This window comes from Simiduia curdlanivorans (assembly GCF_030409605.1).
Taxonomy (GTDB): domain Bacteria; phylum Pseudomonadota; class Gammaproteobacteria; order Pseudomonadales; family Cellvibrionaceae; genus Simiduia; species Simiduia curdlanivorans.
Genome location: NZ_JAUFQG010000006.1, coordinates 907,458 through 925,153 on the forward strand (window position 1 = coordinate 907,458; position 17,696 = coordinate 925,153).

The window sequence follows — 17,696 nt, forward strand, 5'->3', positions numbered from 1 at the left end:
GACTTGCAAGCTAGGGCAGAGTAACGGCGAGATAATCCGCCGCTCGCGCATACTGACGCATTATCGCCAATTACGGCAATTTTGTCTTGACGCAAAGGACACATAATACGCTATGAAATTTTCAGCCAAGCAGTTCGACCTTATTAGCCACAAAACACCCTGTTTAGTTATTGGCCTGTTTGAAGGCGAACTGACCGATGCCGCCAAGGCCATCGACAGCGCCTGCAACAACGTCATCAGCGCGCTGGTTAAGCGCAAAGACCTGACCGGCAAAAATGGTCAAACCCTGCTGATTCCCACCGTGGAAGGCATTGCCGCCGAGCGCTTAATGGTGGTAGGCCTAGGTAAAGCCAAAGAACTGAATGCCGACACACTGCGCAAGGCGTTGGTTAAATTAGCCGATAGCTTAAAAGCCGGCGTCGCGAAAAGCGCCAGTGTCGCACTTGGCGAGCTAGCAGATATAGGCCCAGAGCAGGAAGCGCGCATATTGGCGGAGTGCATCGGCCTTGCCACCTATCAATACAGCGCCACCAAGGGCAAGAAGCCAGATGCTATCGCCTTGACATCCATCGAGTGCCACGCCACCGATAAGAAAACCGCAAGCGCCAAAGATAAAGCCTTAGAAATTGGCGCCGCCATTGCCGAGGGCAGCAATGTCACCCGCGAACTCGGCAACCTGCCGGCCAACATTTGCACGCCGACCTATTTAGCCGACCAAGCTAAGGCCTTAGCCAAAAACCACAGCAGCTTAAAAACCACCATATTAGAAACCGCCGACATGAAAAAGCTCGGCATGGGTTCGCTCCTGTCAGTGGCCGCGGGTTCAGATCAGCCGCCGAAATTAATCGTGATGGAATACAACGGCGGTAAAGCCGGTGCCAAACCGCTGGTACTCGTCGGTAAAGGCGTGACCTTCGATACCGGCGGCATCAGCCTTAAACCCGGCGAAGGCATGGATGAAATGAAATACGACATGTGCGGTGCCGCCAGCGTGTTCGGCACCCTCAACGCCGTATTGCGCTTAAAGCTCGCCATCAACTTGGTGTGCATCGTACCGGCTACCGAAAACATGCCCAATGGCCACGCCACTAAGCCCGGCGATGTGGTCACCTCCATGTCCGGTCAAACCATTGAAGTGTTAAATACCGACGCTGAAGGCCGGCTGATTCTGTGCGATGCCCTCACCTACGCCGAGCGCTTTAAACCCAAGGCCGTTATCGATATCGCCACCCTCACCGGTGCCTGCGTGATTGCCTTGGGCCACCACGCCACCGGGCTTTACGCCAATCAACAAGAGCTGGCCGACAAACTCTTAAACGCCGGTATCAAAGCCGCCGACAAAGCCTGGCAAATGCCCCTTTGGGACGAATATCAGAGCCAGTTAGACTCAAACTTCGCCGATATCGCCAACATTGGTGGTCGTCCCGGTGGCAGTGTCACCGCCGCCTGCTTCCTGTCGCGCTTCACCAAAGCCTACCACTGGGCCCACTTAGACATTGCCGGCACGGCTTGGAAATCGGGTGCAGCAAAAGGTGCCACCGGCCGCCCTGTGCCATTATTGACCCAGTTTTTGCTCGATCAGGCGGGTAAATGACCAAGATAGATTTTCTATCCAGCCAGGAAGCCGATGCCGAGGCGCGCTTGCGCCTCGTGTGTCGGGTGGCGCAAAAGGCCCTGCGCAGCGGTGAGGAAGTCTTCATCGCCTGCGCCAATGCCGAACAAGCCGCGCTACTAGACAGCCTACTCTGGAGCTTTGAACCCGAGAGTTTTATCCCCCACGCCAACTTCACCGGCGAGCCTGCAATACAAAAGGCGAAGGCCCCCGTGCTGCTAAGCCACGGCGAAGATTGCGGCGAGCACCACGGCGTGCTGATTAATTTACGCAGCCCAGCACCGGCGTTCTTCTCCCGCTTCGAGCGTTTGTTTGAGCTCATCGTGCAAACACCCGAGGTTTTAACGGAAACCCGAACCAACTGGAGCTATTACAAAAGCCGAGGCTATCCGTTAGACTTAAAACATATTTAAATGCCAAGTACGGACACACCCATGGCCGGCAATTCACAGCCTAAAACCAAAGCCGAAATTTTACGCGAACTGCAATCCATCCAACTGTTACTGGACGAGAACGCTGGCAACGCGGCCGATCCAGATGAGGATTTTCCGGCACTGGACGACGACGATATTCCCCTGCTCGATGCGTTTTTAGACGATGATGACACCAGCGAAGACGAGAGCGATCAAGACCGGGATCAGCAAAGCGCAGCCAATGCAGAAACACTCGATGCCCTCAATGCGGCCTATGCCGCACTCACCGGCGAGCTCGAACAATTAACCGGTGACTCGGAGCCAAAACAACATGAAAAGACCCCAGAAAAGAAGCCGACCCAGCAGCCTGTCGCGCAAACAGCACCACGCCCAAATGCGCCACCGCACCCTCAACAAACAAAGCAAGCGCATCAGCTACCGCCGGCTCATGCTAAACCGCGCCCACATGAGCCCGAAAATCGAGACCAATTTAGAGAGGCCGAGGCCTTCGGATTCGAGCTCGACCACCAGTTAAGCGCTGAACACAACTCAGCTCTACACACCGACCCCTCGGCGCCGGCACCGCTACCCGGCCAACAAAGCCTATTCGAACCTGCCAAACCCGACAGCAACAATAGAGCCGACAGCAGCAAGAAAGCCGATAGCGACGATAAAGACGCCAACAGACCGGCACCGGTGACCAAGGCCAGCGGCGAAAACCCCTTCCTGCCGCAACACATTCGCGAGCGCTTAAGAGGCAACCAGCCGTTGCCCAAGGGTGAATTCCTCCTACCCATGACACCGCCGGCTTACATGGACATGGATAACCTAAGCCAGCACTTTAGCAGCGATGGGCTCACGCCAAAGCAACAAGAGACCCTGGCGGGCATGCAGCAAGAGGCCCAAGCCAAGCAGCAAGAGGCCAAGCAGCAAGCTCAGGCCAAACAGCAAACAACCGATAAACACCCAGCGACGGCGACAAAACCACAGGCCATCGAAAAGGCTTCAACGCCTGAGCAGGCCGTTGATAAAAACGTAAATGCTGAAAAAACCAATAGCAAAAGCCCAACGAAATTACCCAAGCCCGATATCGCCACGGTTATTAACGACGTCATTGAAGAATTCCTGCCGCTCATCGAAGCTAGGCTGCGCAAACGCTTAAGCGAAACCTTAAGCGACGAAGAGCCAACAGAGCACTGACCCATCCGCGCGCTTCGGGTATAATCGCCGCTTTTGCCAGCCCCGCGCACTAACGCGCTGGGGCCTAACGCGTTGAGAGCCCGATGGACAAGACTTACCAGCCCGCCAGTATCGAAACCCAGTGGTATCAAACATGGGAAACCGAAGGTTATTTTAAGCCCACCGGTAAAGGCGACCCCTACTGCATCATGATTCCGCCGCCGAATGTCACCGGCAGCCTGCACATGGGCCATGGCTTCCAAGAATCCATCATGGACTGCTTGATCCGCTACAACCGCATGAAAGGCAAAAACACCCTCTGGCAAGTGGGTACTGACCACGCCGGTATCGCCACCCAAATGGTGGTTGAACGCTTATTAGACGCCCAAGGCATTTCCCGGCACGATCTTGGCCGCGAAAATTTCCTCGAAAAAGTCTGGGAATGGAAAGAAGAATCCGGTGGCACCATTACCCGCCAGCTGCGTCGCTTAGGCGCTAGCCCCGACTGGTCGCGCGAGCGCTTCACCATGGACGACGGTTTCTATAAAGCCGTACAAGAAGTTTTTATTCAGCTATACAAAGATGGCCTGATTTATCGCGGTAAGCGTCTCGTCAACTGGGACCCAAAACTGCACACGGCCGTGTCTGATTTAGAAGTGATCAGCGAAGAAGAAAAAGGTTTCCTCTGGCATTTCCGCTACCCCCTCGCTTCGGGCGAAGGCCACATTGTGGTTGCCACCACGCGGCCAGAAACCATGCTCGGCGATAGCGCGGTTGCCGTGCACCCAGAGGACGAGCGCTACAAGCACCTCGTCGGCCAAATGATCAAACTGCCGCTCACCGAGCGTGAAATTCCCATCATCGCCGATGACTATGTGGATAAAGATTTCGGCACCGGTTGCGTTAAAATTACCCCCGCGCACGACTTTAACGATTACGAAATGGGCAAACGCCACAACTTGCCGATTATCAACATCCTCACCGACGATGCGGACCTAAACCAAGACGTGCCGGAGAAATACCGCGGTATGGAACGCTTCGCCGCGCGCAAGCAAATTGTTGCCGACTTCGAAGCGCTGGGTTTGCTGGAAAAAATTGACGACCACGTGTTAAAAGTACCGCGCGGCGATCGCACCGGCGTGGTAATCGAACCCTACTTAACCGACCAGTGGTATGTAAAAACCGCGCCCTTAGCCGAGCAAGCTATTAAAGCGGTGGAAGACGGCGAGATTAAATTCGTGCCGCAACAATACGAAAACATGTACTTCTCGTGGATGCGCGACATTCAAGACTGGTGTATCTCGCGCCAGCTTTGGTGGGGCCATCGCATCCCCGCTTGGTACGATGACGAAGGCAACATTTTTGTTGGCCGCGATGAAGCCGCCGTGCGCGCGGAAAATAACCTCGGCGCAGAAGTAAACTTGCGCCAAGACAACGACGTACTGGACACCTGGTTCAGCTCCGGCCTGTGGACCTTCGGCACCTTAGGTTGGCCCGAGAACACCGAAGAACTAAAAACCTTCCACCCCACCGATGTGTTGGTAACCGGCTTCGATATTATCTTCTTCTGGGTGGCACGCATGATTATGCTAACGCTGCACTTCAGAAAAGAAATTCCGTTTCACACAGTGTATGTACACGGCTTGGTGCGCGATAGCCAAGGCCAGAAGATGTCAAAATCCAAAGGCAATGTGCTAGATCCTATCGACTTGATCGACGGTATCGACTTAGAAACCTTAGTGGCCAAGCGCACCGCCGGTTTGATGCAGCCGCACCTACGGGAAAAAATCGAGAAGCAAACCCGCAAGGAATTCCCCGAGGGCATCAACGCCTACGGCACCGATGCCCTGCGCTACACCTACTACTCCCTCGCCTCCACCGGCCGCGACATTAAGTTTGATGTAGGCCGCATCGAAGGCTTCCGCAATTTCTGCAACAAAATTTGGAATGCCACCAATTACGTGTTGATGAACTGCGAAGACCAAGATTGCGGGCAAAACGAAGCGCAGGATAGCGCGAGTGTCGCGGGAGGCAGGACGCTGGAAGCGACCACCGATTACGAGCTGTCACTGGCCGACAAGTGGATCATCAGCAAGCTACAGATCACTGAAAAAGCCGTGGCCGAAGGCATAGAGACTTATCGTTTAGATTTGGCCTCGCAAGCGCTGTACGATTTCATCTGGAATGAATACTGTGCCTGGTACTTAGAATTATCTAAGCCCGTGCTATGGGATGAAAACGCCAGCCCAGCGGCTAAAAAAGGCACGCGCCGCACGCTGATTCGCGTATTGGAAACCACGCTGCGCCTAGCGCATCCAATGATGCCCTTTATCACCGAAGAAATTTGGCAAAAGGTGAAAACGCTGGCCGGTCAAACTGGCGACACCATCATGCACGCCAGCTTCCCAGTGGCAGATGACAGCAAAATCGATCAGCAGGCTATCGTCGATTTGGAATGGATTCAAAAGGCCGTAGAAAGCGTGCGCAACATTCGCGGCGAAATGAGCATTAGCCCGGCGAAAGCCATTCCCCTGTTCGTGAATAAAGCCGACGCCGAAGAGCAGCGCCGCATCAACGACAACCGCGCCTTCTTCACCAAGCTCGCGAACTTGGAGTCCATTACGCTGCTTGATGGCGAGGAGGCGCCGATGTCTGCCACAGCACTACTAGGCAAGATGGAATTACTCGTGCCTATGGCGGGTTTAATTGATAAAGGTGCCGAAATAGCACGTCTCGATAAAGAAATCGACAAACTCGAGAAAGAAGCCGAGCGCATTGAAAGCAAACTCGGTAACGCCAAGTTTGTCGACAAAGCACCGGCGGAAGTCGTGGCCAAAGAGCGCGAGCGGTTAGCGGAAGTGAAAGAAGCAGCAGCTCAAATACAGGAACAAAAGGCTCGCATTGCGACCCTGTAAAACCCTAAAACTTAGCGTCTAGCACGCCATAAAAAAGTCCGCCTTGGCGGATTTTTTATGGCTGGGAGATATCAATGAAACCTATCCAAGCGAGAGAGCAAGAACACCAGTGAAAGGCTTAAGCTACTAACTGCTCAATACGCCAGAAAAAACTAATCGGATGGACTAATTGAACCAACTAGCGCGCAAACAAGCCACCAAGCAGCGGTATTTTGTGCCACCAAGGCGCGCTTTGTGCAACAGTTGGCTCGTCAACAGGCATAGTCAAATACTGTAATAACCGGCGCACCTGGGGTTCATCAAAGTCAAAGGGGTCGAATTCCTTTAACCCTTCTGCCTTCAAATAGTTTTGAATGGCGCTTTCGGACGGTACAAACTTCATACTCCAGCGTTCAAATTGACGACCAGACGCCACTTGACGCAGGAGTATTTTCACCTCGCTGTGACGATCGTCGGCCGAAATACGCTGGAAGGTACCGTCTACCTGTTGCGCATCGCCCTCAAGACACTGGAAAAAATATCCATTGCCAAAATATAAAACGCCGCCCACACCCACACGGCCATTGTTCGCTCGCGAGCTACGCAGTATTTTGCCCATTTCCATTGCCAAGCGGTTCGGCTCGCGCTCACGCGAACGGCTGGCGTATACCAAACGAATCATGTCTTTCATGCCGCTAACCCTCTAAAGTACTGGCCTATACGCAGCAAGCGCAGTATCAGATGACTTAGACATAGCACAGAGCGGGAAATGCCAAAGCAAGAAGAAGTAAGCCTACTGGGAGAGGAAAAGCAAAGTAGACCAATGGATGTTTAGCGGAGCATAGGGCAATTAAGTTCGCCATCCTCGTATATCGAAATATTTCTCTCGATTTATTCACGCCTGCTGCGCTGCCTACCTATTACCAATAAGGACTAACAGTAGCGAGAGACCGGCGTGTTAAATTTGGCTAAAATTCACCGGCGGTAGGCTTTCAAAACCCGGCTTAGCAAAGTAATAGCCTTGCATTAACTCGACCCCCGAATCCCGAAGCCACGCCATTTCGGCGCGCGTTTCTACACCCTCCGCGAGTGGTGTGATATTAAGATCATGAAATAAGTTCACACAGTTTTTTATAATAAATTGCCGCGTGTTATCCGATTCAATATTACGGATCAACCCCATATCAAACTTTATAATATTTGTTTGAAAATCTGCCAACAGGCCTAAGCCAGAATAACCCGAACCAAAATCATCAATCGCCGTTTTAAAACCAGATTGCTTATAGTATTCGACAATACGCTTAACCAAGTTGCTATCTTCAATTTTCTCAACCTCCGTGAACTCAAACATGATTTGATCTGTTGAAAACCCGTATTTCTGCGCTGCTTCCAATGTAGTTCTAATACACCGCTCCGGTTTATAAACTGCATTGGGAAGAAAGTTGATACTGAGCATGGAGCCGAGCTGTAATTTTGAAGCGAGTGCAATCGCCTTAACGCGGCAAAGCTGGTCAAAAAAATAGCGATTCTCGTCCGTTACCTGAGAGATAATCGAATAAGCAGACTCATTATTCAACCCCCTAGCCAAAGCCTCATAACCAAATATTTGACGAGCCTCGACATTAACAATCGGTTGAAATGCCATGGTAAAATCAAAAGCAAGGCTGCCCTTATCTAGGCAGTTTGCACACGAAAAACGATCGTAAATAGCCAGGGTTTCACCCATGAACAGGACCTCGTCAATTCAGCAGCATATATGGGGGCAACAGTTCTGTACGACAGGAATTTCAGCCATAACCACAAGTTGAAAAACACAGTTAACGAAAGGCAATGGGCGCCAAATCGACTAACGCAAACATCCGTTATGGTCAGGTAAAAATCTGCCGGCCTTCCAACAAGGCGTTACTGCCAGCACCCCTGAAGCATAGTCCAAATCACTCATTCGACAAATGAACCCTGTAGCTGAACAACACAGGGCATATTGGTTCGAGCCGTCACCTAGGCTGGGCGCCGTATACCCAACCCCAATGCACCCTGAACACCCCTTGAGCACACGGTGTTGTCGCATCGACCATTGACAATTGGCACACTGATAAGCGCTGAAATAGCGAGCACCCCGTGCCCCCACTCTCAACGACGAGCTCCACAGCAAACGGTGCCACACGCCATTGGCGCTGGATGGACGTTTTATTGCCGAGGTTTCAGCGGCCCGTATTTATGATGGTGTGCACTACCGCAGTTCAACAGTGGCCGGCAACAGGCTAGCGGTAACAATAAGGAAGCTCGCGGCCGAGAAATATTTAGCGCCTGCTAGCGAAGATTTAGGCATGCTCATAGCGCCCGCAACAGCCGGGAGCGTAGCGAGTCGGATGCTTGCGTTTGTTATGCATTTATTGATCGCCTCTATTTCTATATTTATTTAGTAAGCCACCAGCAACAAATATTGCTACCGAGAAGAGCAAAATACCCCACAGCAATAGAGACTGAAACATAAATCCAACAAATTCTACAGTAAAGTATACGGCAACTGACTTGCCCGCCACCAAATCCATTACTACGTTTAGTGGAATCACAGCTATGAAAATCAAGAAAAAGAACTTTAGACCAAGCCCTGCACTGAAAGCCATGCCCTCTATAAGTGACTCTTTCTTCCTGGCTTTCGTCATTCTCTATCCAATTGCATAACAGTTTATATTAAAGGTCCTAATACGGTGGGCCATTAAAATCGCCTGTTGATCTTCGCTCTTTACAGAAACAAATTTCATACCTGGTCAGCCAATCGCTTCACAGATAGCTTCAGCATCATTTGCATCGTTCTTACCTTTCCGCCGATAAGGGATCACATATTTCGCTGATATCAAACGTACTTCATGCCCCATTTCTGTAAGCTTACGGGCCCAAAAATGGCTACCACCGCAGGATTCAATTCCAATTTCACACTGAGTTAAATTGGAAAAGTACTCTAATAATTTCGATCGGGTAAAATTCTTCTTAAGAACAGTTTTTTCATGACAGTCAACACCATGAACAACCATTAGCTTTTTTCCAATATCAATACCGAATCTGATTATTTGCGCGCTCATATCACTCTCCAAATATTTAACCTTTGTTTAGGTTAAGGGGAGAGAGAGTCCATGTCATTATTCATAGGACGCCGACAATATATATTTTTGGCGCAATTCTTTGCGACAATTTGTAAGCATCTGTTTTATTTAAGGTTTCTTAATTTTCCAGCTTTTAGCGATTCTATGCCGTCTTTTAAAAGGCCTATAACTGGCAATATATTTTTCGTATATTTTTTTGAAATATACCTCATAAGCCACTAATTTTCATAGGTTTATTTGCAAATAATGCAGGATTATCATAGGACTAAAACAAGACGCCGCTGCTGAAAAACGGCATTAACCGTTTGATTCTACTGGGCAATAAAGCTGGGCGTACTAAAATGGCTTGCTTCCTGGAACCTCGATTTAAATCTGTTTCAGGCGCCTTGCTTACATAGGCTTTTACTGAACATCACTATCTTTAAGGCACTTTTCCGTTGCGGATATCACGGTGCTAACTCGGTTGGGTGTGAACTTATTTCGATGCAAACCGATATACAGCGTCTCGTGAACAGGCCTAGGTAAATGATGTAGGTTAATTTTTTCTTGGTGCTTAAATGCACCCACGGCGTGGCTAGGCAGCACAGTAAAACCAATCCCCCTGCACACTGGCTCTAAAATGAGATGAATTTGATTGGAAAAACCTGATTTTTTGAACTGCTCACAATGTTGGAATTCGGGGTAGTTCACACTCAGCAATTGGCCCGCATGATAAGCGCCATCGGGGTGATCTATAAAACCCAATGCTAGCAAATTTTCCCAACTCGGCTCTATTACCGATAATGGCGTTACCAACAGCAACGCCTCTTCGGCAAGTGGCCTAAGATTTACCTCAGCCAAGGTGGAGGCGCTGGTCATCAAACCAACATCCACTTTATGTTCGGCAATAAGCTGCTCGATATCGCGATTTGGTGCGAAGCGATAGTCAATCACCAGCCCCGGATGACGCTGCTGTAGACCCAGCAGATAAGGATAAAGCTTAAGCCCAACGCTACCGGGCGAGGCAATTTTTACAATACCTTCGTGACTGGGGTCTGCTCCTATGCGCTGCTCAATGTTTTTTAAAGAAAGCAACAGCGCGCGCCCCTCGTGGTAGAGGCGCTCGCCGGCGCTAGTTAGGGTAAAACTTTTACCTTCGCGAACCAGTAAGGGCCGACCTAACTGCTGCTCAAGCTTATGGATGTGCTGACTAACCCCAGATTGGGTCATATTTAGCCTTTCTGCGGTGCGGGTAAAATGACCGACGTCCACCAAGGTACAGAAGCTACGCAGCCAGACAGGATTAATCATTACGAAACATACTCATTTATATTAATAATGATAATTTTACATAATAACAAATGATTTGTAACCTGAGGCCAACTTAACCTACAGGACCGCACATCATGACCAGCACCTACCCACGTAACTTTTCCCACATTGGCATTTCCGTGCCCGACCTTGAGGCGGCAGTGAAGTTTTACACCGAGGTGATGGGCTGGTACCTCATCATGAAGCCCACAGAGATAGTCGAAGACGACAGCCCCATTGGCGAAATGTGCACCGATGTGTTCGGCCAGAACTGGGAAAAGTTTCGTATCGCGCACCTTTCCACCGGCGACCGTATCGGCGTTGAACTGTTCGAGTTTAAGGGGCAGGTGAACCCTGAAAATAATTTCGAATATTGGAAAACAGGTGTGTTTCACTTTTGCGTGCAAGACCCCAATGTTGAAGAGCTGGCCGAGCGTATCGTTGCAGCCGGCGGCAAGAAGCGGATGCCGAAACCCCGCTATTACTACCCAGGTCGTAAACCTTACCGCATGATCTATATGGAAGATCCGTTCGGCAATATTTTAGAAATTTATAGCCACAGCTATGAGCTTATATACAGCGAAGGCGCCTACTAAAAGTTGCCTAATTAGATAAAAGGAACTTATTAGACGCGACGGCTAAGCGTCGAACCTCTCGTTAACAGCAAATCAGCGTCCATTAAAAAGCCCCGTTTTCGGGGCTCTGGAATAATTAGCGTGGCCTCACTAACACGTTCAGCGCCTTAACCGCGCGTCAAGTTCATCCACCACTTCAGCCCACTGGGCGTCTTCCTCTATGGCTTGCTTAATAAACTGCGCCTGCGCAGGATTCCAAAAAATAGCCCGGTAGAGCTCGCCATCCTGGTGGCGCAAATGATTGTTACGAATAAACTGATCGATGGCTGTTTTACTACTGTCGAGCCCCAATTGACTGAATAATTCTGCCATCGCATGGTGGTGTTGCACTTCCATAGCTCCTCCTAATGAAAACAAGCATTGCCTGCCAAGGTAAACAAACATAATGCCATTAAAGTATGGTGCTACTCGCACTTCGCTATAGACCATTTTAGAACACCAAAAATTCCTGTTAGAAAGAAATCGAAATCTGGAACCAAAGTCCCTATTTCTGTTAGTCTTCGCGCTCCATTAATAACCTACAACTACGGAGCCGATATGGATAGCGTTCGAAAAACCATCAAAGGACTGAAATTGGCCGGCCTAATTGCCGCCACACTGCTCGTACAGGCGTGCGCCTCTAACTTTACCTTTCAAGTTGAAGTCGACGACCCAGAACCTTCAACTCAACACTATGTATCCAGTGATCAAGATACACCTACCAGCCTAGCGTTTAGCCATCAAATTCCTGGGGATCAGGTCAGTGCCAAAGGTGGTGTGCTCAACTATGTGTACCAACAAGACAAGAAGAATATCGACCCCGCAACCTTCTTTTTAGGCGCCCTGAGCAATGAACTAGAAGCCCGTAAGCTGCCCGTCACCTTCGACGACTCCGCCAGCAATCAGCTGCAATTACTGAGCTTTGAGACGATTTCACATCGCAACAACGGATTTTCGCCGCTGGTCATGATCGCGATGGTAAAAATTGATCTGGTAGAAAACGGCCAGAAACACCGTATCGCCGCCATCGTTAAGCGCGCAAAAGTGCCTATTTGGACAGTTACCGAAGAGCCTTTGGTTGAAGCGACCATTAATCAACCGCAAGAAATTTTAATTAAGGAAGTTGCGGCTAAGATTAACTTGGCACTGTTTAACGACCAGCTAACTGACAGCGATGTTGACACCTTGATCAAAGACGTTAAAGCGAATGTTGAAAACGAAGACATTGCCTATCAAAAGGTTTATGAACTGGGCTTTTCTAACAATCCAAAAGCGCTACCTGCGCTACTAGAATTCAGCAAGCACAACGCCGAATACATACGCTTAGCCGCTATATCCGGCATGGGTATGCTAGGTGGCGAAGGCGTGTTCGAAGAGCTAAAGGCGCTCTACACATCTGGCAACCAATGGCAAGACAGAGCCGTTGCACTGAAAGCCATCGGCGATATCCAAACCACAGAGGCGCTTGATTTTCTTAAAACAGAACAAGCCAAGTGGAGCGATAAAACAACTCAGGAAGTTACCTGGAACAAGAAGATAGTGGCGCTCTATCTAGACTAAAATTCATCCAATAGATCCAACCTTCATTGGCAGTTGCAGCGTTTCAGCCAGCAACTGCCAGCTTCAACCAGCGCTAGACTCTTGCCCAGATAAATCCAAATCAAGCCAGCGCTTACTCACCCTTATGGCGACACAGGCTCATCCTGAAAAACCTCCTCGATTGGCATCTCAAATAGCCGCGATATTTTAAATGCCAGCGGTAAACTGGGATCGAACTTACCGGTTTCAATGGCGTTAATTGTCTGGCGCGTTACCTCTAATTCTGCGGCTAACTGCGCCTGGGTCCAGTCGCGCTCTGCGCGAAGTACCTTAAGTCGATTTTTCATCGATACCTCGCATTGCCAAGGGCTATGCCAACGATAAAGGTTAGGCCTATGAGCATCATTAGGTGGGAGATTTCCGGCTGAAAGGCAATAAGCTTTACATCTTCCATGAGCTCATAGCTGGTGCCGCAAACGAGTGCGACGCCCAAGGTGAGCGCCGAGGCGTCGAGAAAGATTTTTTGTTGCATTTCGTCCAAACATTTCACGTGCCGTATGGTTACCACAATCATGCCGGCCCCCGCTACTAAGGTAAGCATGAGCGCAACTAAGGTTATTAATGTATTAAATTGCCACAGCATCTTTGGCCCGAAGGACGCCAGCGCCAAGGTAATTAACCAAGCGCCTGCCCATAGAGCGAGATGACGGGTATTTTTGATATTGGTGGTGGCCCAATCATTGGGCTTGGTCTGATGATTACTCACTGTATAACTCCTTTGTCTTAATGTAATGCATGCTTTACATTAAGATAGGAAGACTTGAGCAGAATGTCAACCAAGCTTTACAAAAAGATTGGCTGACTTAACTAGAAATGGGCGAGTAGTCGACAGATTAGGCGCCAAACCAAGGTGACCATGGGCTACACAGGCTCGCACTCAGGCCCTGGCTTCTGGCAGGAATCGACCAAGCCCCAAGCCACTATTAATGGACTAAACCTCGCGCATCAGTGCTGTCGACGGCATCTAGATGAATTCATCCGGCGACGGTTCAAGCCCATTTCGTGGCGGCGTAACGCCACACAGTAAACGCTATTTCTGCATTTTCCCTACTCGCATGGCTGATCGTCGCTGTCCAAACTCAGCGCCACAAACTCTTTCCAATCTGCAATGCTTGAACCCTCGGCCTCAAACAAACTGAGCCCGAGTAGATATTCGCCCTTAGCGCCATAGGGCCGGCACCACTTGATCTCGCACACGAGAAAGAATTTTTTCGCCGCGCCGTCGCCTTTGCGCTGCTGGATACAGGTGCTCAGAATGCTCCCCTCTAACAGCGGCTGGTGGGAAATGACTCTAAGCCCGTTGGCGGAAATATCGAGGCTGGTGGTCACCACAATTTCGCTGTCCGAACCTGGCTCGGCGCTAGGCAGTTCGATGAATACGGTGAAGGCTTCATCCATGCGATACTCTTGCCGTTTATCGGTGTCTGCTTGCCTAGGCAGTGGCGGCTTATTATCAGTCATGACTTGCCCCCGTGGGCCAGTTGGATCGGTTATTAGGTTTACGAAACATCGCGCCTCAACCCCTGAATGACTTTTGCCAACTGATCTTCAAAGTTATTGCCCTTGTGCAATACCCGTAACTGGCCGCTGGCTATGCGCTCATGCAGCTCGTCTTTTAGTATTTCGAGATATTTGCGGCCTAATGGATCGACTAAAATATACTTTCCGGTCGACTGTATGATTACCGAAAGCTTGCAGCGCGTTGGCTCAGCGCCCTCGTTAAAGATTTCGAACCAAGCGCCAACCTGCAGCTCGGCAATATGCTGCGTGGCCGCCGCCTGATTAGCTTTTTGCTCTGCAGCTAACTGCTTAAACGCCTGCGCTTCGGCGCGCGCCTTCAGCGCGGCGGCCTGACGGCGCTGCACACCTTCAATTTCAGCCGCCGCATCTAGCCGCTGCTTGTTCTCTCGCTCACGCTCTTGTAGTTGATGCTGGATTTTTTCTTGTTCATGTTTAGCGGCTAAATTAGCGCGTTTTATCCAAGTACATACAACTTTTTCCCATACCTCAGCGATACTTGAGAAGACGATGGGCTGGGCTATTTCGGTCGAAAGGCACAGGGCAAAATCTTGTAGACTCTTGGTCAGCACCTTGCGGCCAAGCCAATCCACGAACAGGAGCTGACCACTGGGCTCGTGCTTTAACGCTAACTTACACCTTAGCGCTTGGGTTAGCGGCTGGGTCTCCTGGGTGCGAAAGTAAAACCAATCTTGCGGCTTTACATCGGCAAACTGTGCGAAGTAGCTTGGCGTCATCACGGCTTGCGACTGACCCATACCGTCTGGATAAGGCAAAGGCGAAAACTTAGCGCATTCAATCGGCTGCTTTTGAATAGCGCTCATCAAATAGGCGCAGAGCTCATCAATCCAAACCCCATAAGCCTGCGAGTGCACGGCAAACGTCGCCGCGCTTTGCTCGAGCTTTTCTAGCTGTGTCGGCAAGGTTTCGTATAAAACTTGATCCTCAAGTGCCACACCTTGCGGGCCGTAGATTTGCGCCAACTGATACAGCTGGCGCTGCCAAAACTGCCACAAAGGCAATCGCTCGTGATCGACCTCGCCGGCGGTAAGTACGGTATTTTTAAGGCTATCTTTTAGCGTGCTCAGTAATCCCTGCTGCACGGACTCGGGCAAGAAGCACTGGCCTAATTGCTGATTGAACAGATCCAATACCGCACACTCTGCCGCTAAGGTGCGGTATTCGCTTTCGGTAGTTTCGCACAGGCGGGCTTCGGCAATGCCGGCTCTGCGGGCTTCGCTAAGCAGCTTTTTATCCATGTCTTTTAACCCCAAGGCCACCGCATCCCAAGCAGATAGGGTCAGGGTTTTACAGTTGGCGAGCGCCGTTATCACGCCATCACATTGGGCCAAGTAGGTCTGGCTGGCGCGGCTATCGGATGGATACCATAAAATCGCTTTACTTAACCAATGGGTTAAAAACGCATTAAAGGGATGAGTGGGGTTGGCGACCAGTTGCTCTATCTGGGCGGCCTGCGAGGTGAGTAACTGAGAGACCGCGGCAAATTTTTCACCAAGGCATTGATGATGCTTCTGCGGCCCCAGGGCGATTAATGTATCGGCCACAAAGCGGGCTCGAATCTTATCTTCGCCTTGCCCCATAGCCTGCGCAAGTTGAGCGAACAGGGCCGCCAACTGCGCAACGTCGCCATCAACAATGGCCTTCGGGTCGAATACCTGCATAGGGTTCAGTGTTTAAAATCAACTTTCGCAAACAAGCTGTCACTATAGTAAACACTCACAACCCGCACCGAACTTTCAGCGCAATTAACCATTTTTCCAAAACCACCCATAGGAGCGCCAGAACTTGCTGCCCTCCACGACCACCGCGCGCTGATGCCCATACAAGCATCGGCCCCAACCCCTTCAGCGGCTGCAATTACCCCGTGAACCTTTTGCCTTGTAGGTCGCCGCCCCCCGCCTTGCGCATTGCGGCTTTCGGCTTGCGGCTTGCGGCTTGCAGCCCAATCACCCCCCCCCATTCACCGATGAGCACTCGCCATTGACCGATTTAAGCGCCAAATACCCGCTCCTAGGCACTAATCTACAAACGTACCAACACCAAACCCCAGAGCGGGCACTAACACTACTGAGTACTCAAGGAGAGCCTCATGAACCAGTCGACAATCAGCCAAGAACAAGTGATCGAAAACCTCAGCAATAAACGCAACTGGGTTCGCCTCGTGTATATGCTGATCTACGGCCTAGCCCTGCACATAGCCGGCATTATCATGTGGCTGCTTTGCACCGTTCAATTTGTCATTACCATGATATTCGGCCAAGACAACGAAAACCTGCGCAAAATGGCGGCCAGCATCAGCGACTATATCCACGAGGCCCTCGCCTTCGTTAGCTACAACAGCGAGGAAAAACCTTTTCCCTTCGCCAAAGATGACAGCAAAAATACGGGAGAAGGCGCCAACAAGGACGAACCACAGGAGACGCCTGCCCACGAGGCGCAAGAAAACAACACGGCCAAGGTAAAAGATGAGCCCGTAACTATTGATGTAGAAGCCCAAGCCGTGGAAGATGGCCCTACAGATTTACCCGATGAACCAAAGTCGGAAAAATAAACCTAGGCTTGCAGTAATCAACACCGGCAAACCACGACCAAACTATTCGCGAGATAGACGCTATGAACAATCATAAAGGTAATTTCACCCCGCGCACAGCCTTTGGCTTAGGCCTGATTGCGTTTGCCGTACTGCTGTTTCTTAGCAATATCGGCATCCCCTTTCTGGGCGTGGTGTTGCGCAACTGGCCGGTGGTGTTAATCGTGGTGGGCGCGGTGATGTTTCAACATGCAAAAAAGCAAAAAATCAAAAGCGGCAAAGCCCAGTACCTACCGCACACCTTAATTGCCGTGGGCATATTATTTCAGCTCGCCAACATGCACATCTTGAACTTCGGTATTGGCGCCATCGTCGTGCCTGTGGTACTCGCCTTTGTTGGCATTAACTTACTGAAAAGTAAATCAGACAGCGCTAAACAGCGCGATAGCGAAGCGAGCGATTCAAAAGGCGAAATCATCGACGGCGAATGGATCGATGACTTTACCAATGAGCAAGCGAGCGCAGCGCAAGCCAACAGCGGCACCGACGACACAAAAATTGATGTATTTACCGTGTTGGGCGGCGGCAATTTTTCCACCCGCTCCAAGCGTTTAACCGATGGCAATATCATTGCCATTTTAGGGGGTGCTGAAGTGGATATTCGGGAGGCCGATAGCCTAAAAAACACCTTAGAGATTGATATCATCGCGCTCATGGGCGGCGTAGAAATAAAAGTGCCGCCTCACTTCAATGTCACCGTAAAGCTATTGCCGTTGCTGGGCGGTGTGACCAACAAAACCACCTGCTTAGCCGACAAGATGGGCGTACCACCCAAGCACCTGGTGTTAACCGGTATGGCGCTGATGGGCGGCGTGGAAATAACGAATTAGTTTTCCACGTAAAATATAGACATAGCACTCAA

The 17,696-nt window shown here is 50.4% G+C and carries 18 protein-coding genes; 8 read left to right on the top strand and 10 right to left on the bottom strand.

Going from position 1 to position 17,696, the window contains the following annotated elements:
* Positions 1–112: 112 nt before the first annotated feature.
* The 4 genes from QWY82_RS17795 (at position 113) to QWY82_RS17810 (ending at position 6,119) form a co-directional block, all read left to right on the top strand.
* The gene (locus tag QWY82_RS17795; protein WP_290265064.1) at positions 113–1,594 is read left to right on the top strand and encodes a leucyl aminopeptidase; all 1,482 of its coding nucleotides are present in this window, start codon (positions 113–115) and stop codon (positions 1,592–1,594) included.
* Positions 1,591–2,025, top strand: a complete 435-nt coding sequence (locus tag QWY82_RS17800) for a DNA polymerase III subunit chi (RefSeq protein ID WP_290265065.1) — start codon at positions 1,591–1,593, stop codon at positions 2,023–2,025. The genes QWY82_RS17795 and QWY82_RS17800 overlap by 4 nt, the downstream gene beginning before the upstream one ends.
* On the top strand, positions 2,026–3,225 hold the full coding sequence (locus tag QWY82_RS17805; RefSeq protein ID WP_290265068.1) for a hypothetical protein: 1,200 nt from the start codon (positions 2,026–2,028) through the stop codon (positions 3,223–3,225). It abuts the gene before it with no gap.
* A gap of 83 nt (positions 3,226–3,308) precedes the next feature.
* Positions 3,309–6,119, top strand: a complete 2,811-nt coding sequence (locus QWY82_RS17810; RefSeq protein ID WP_290265071.1) for a valine--tRNA ligase — start codon at positions 3,309–3,311, stop codon at positions 6,117–6,119.
* 178 nt (positions 6,120–6,297) lie between these two features.
* Here the strand turns inward: QWY82_RS17810 and QWY82_RS17815 are convergent, their stop codons facing one another.
* The 5 genes from QWY82_RS17815 to QWY82_RS17835 form a co-directional block, all read right to left on the bottom strand.
* The gene (locus QWY82_RS17815; RefSeq protein WP_290265073.1) at positions 6,298–6,789 is read right to left on the bottom strand and encodes a BLUF domain-containing protein; all 492 of its coding nucleotides are present in this window, start codon (positions 6,787–6,789) and stop codon (positions 6,298–6,300) included.
* A gap of 267 nt (positions 6,790–7,056) precedes the next feature.
* Positions 7,057–7,824, bottom strand: coding sequence for an EAL domain-containing protein (locus tag QWY82_RS17820; RefSeq protein WP_290265075.1), 768 nt, complete (start codon positions 7,822–7,824; stop codon positions 7,057–7,059).
* Positions 7,825–8,488: 664 nt separating this feature from the next.
* On the bottom strand, positions 8,489–8,764 hold the full coding sequence (locus QWY82_RS17825; RefSeq protein ID WP_290265078.1) for a hypothetical protein: 276 nt from the start codon (positions 8,762–8,764) through the stop codon (positions 8,489–8,491).
* A 105-nt stretch (positions 8,765–8,869) separates the two neighbouring features.
* Positions 8,870–9,181 carry an IS110 family transposase gene (locus QWY82_RS17830; protein WP_290265079.1) on the bottom strand — a complete coding sequence of 104 codons (312 nt, stop codon included), beginning with the start codon at positions 9,179–9,181 and terminating at the stop codon, positions 8,870–8,872.
* A 423-nt stretch (positions 9,182–9,604) separates the two neighbouring features.
* Positions 9,605–10,492, bottom strand: a complete 888-nt coding sequence (locus QWY82_RS17835; protein WP_290265081.1) for a LysR family transcriptional regulator — start codon at positions 10,490–10,492, stop codon at positions 9,605–9,607.
* A 95-nt stretch (positions 10,493–10,587) separates the two neighbouring features.
* On the opposite strand from QWY82_RS17835, the gene QWY82_RS17840 reads away from it, so the two are divergent.
* A complete protein-coding gene (locus QWY82_RS17840) occupies positions 10,588–11,088 on the top strand; it encodes a lactoylglutathione lyase family protein (RefSeq protein WP_290265083.1) in 501 nt (166 codons plus the stop codon).
* 138 nt (positions 11,089–11,226) lie between these two features.
* Here QWY82_RS17840 and QWY82_RS17845 read toward each other — a convergent pair whose 3' ends face one another.
* Positions 11,227–11,463 carry a DUF2789 domain-containing protein gene (locus QWY82_RS17845; protein WP_290265085.1) on the bottom strand — a complete coding sequence of 79 codons (237 nt, stop codon included), beginning with the start codon at positions 11,461–11,463 and terminating at the stop codon, positions 11,227–11,229.
* A gap of 201 nt (positions 11,464–11,664) precedes the next feature.
* On the opposite strand from QWY82_RS17845, the gene QWY82_RS17850 reads away from it, so the two are divergent.
* Positions 11,665–12,666 (top strand): HEAT repeat domain-containing protein, encoded by a 1,002-nt coding sequence (locus tag QWY82_RS17850; protein WP_290265087.1) that lies wholly within the window; start codon positions 11,665–11,667, stop codon positions 12,664–12,666.
* Between the two features lie 122 nt (positions 12,667–12,788).
* Here the strand turns inward: QWY82_RS17850 and QWY82_RS17855 are convergent, their stop codons facing one another.
* The 4 genes from QWY82_RS17855 to QWY82_RS17870 form a co-directional block, all read right to left on the bottom strand.
* The gene (locus tag QWY82_RS17855) at positions 12,789–12,992 is read right to left on the bottom strand and encodes a helix-turn-helix transcriptional regulator (protein ID WP_290265089.1); all 204 of its coding nucleotides are present in this window, start codon (positions 12,990–12,992) and stop codon (positions 12,789–12,791) included.
* Positions 12,989–13,411 (bottom strand): hypothetical protein, encoded by a 423-nt coding sequence (locus tag QWY82_RS17860; RefSeq protein ID WP_290265091.1) that lies wholly within the window; start codon positions 13,409–13,411, stop codon positions 12,989–12,991. Before QWY82_RS17860 ends, QWY82_RS17855 begins: the two co-directional genes overlap by 4 nt.
* 341 nt (positions 13,412–13,752) lie before the next feature.
* A complete protein-coding gene (locus tag QWY82_RS17865; RefSeq protein ID WP_290265093.1) occupies positions 13,753–14,166 on the bottom strand; it encodes a PilZ domain-containing protein in 414 nt (137 codons plus the stop codon).
* 38 nt (positions 14,167–14,204) lie between these two features.
* Entirely contained in the window at positions 14,205–15,905 is a 1,701-nt protein-coding gene (locus QWY82_RS17870) for a DUF1631 family protein (protein ID WP_290265095.1), read from the bottom strand.
* Positions 15,906–16,333: 428 nt separating this feature from the next.
* Here QWY82_RS17870 and QWY82_RS17875 point away from each other — a divergent pair, with 428 nt between their 5' ends.
* Together QWY82_RS17875 and QWY82_RS17880 are read left to right on the top strand one after the other, a co-directional pair.
* Positions 16,334–16,795 carry a DUF4389 domain-containing protein gene (locus QWY82_RS17875; RefSeq protein ID WP_290265098.1) on the top strand — a complete coding sequence of 154 codons (462 nt, stop codon included), beginning with the start codon at positions 16,334–16,336 and terminating at the stop codon, positions 16,793–16,795.
* Between the two features lie 62 nt (positions 16,796–16,857).
* Positions 16,858–17,664, top strand: coding sequence for a LiaF transmembrane domain-containing protein (locus tag QWY82_RS17880; RefSeq protein WP_290265100.1), 807 nt, complete (start codon positions 16,858–16,860; stop codon positions 17,662–17,664).
* Positions 17,665–17,696 lie beyond the last annotated feature (32 nt).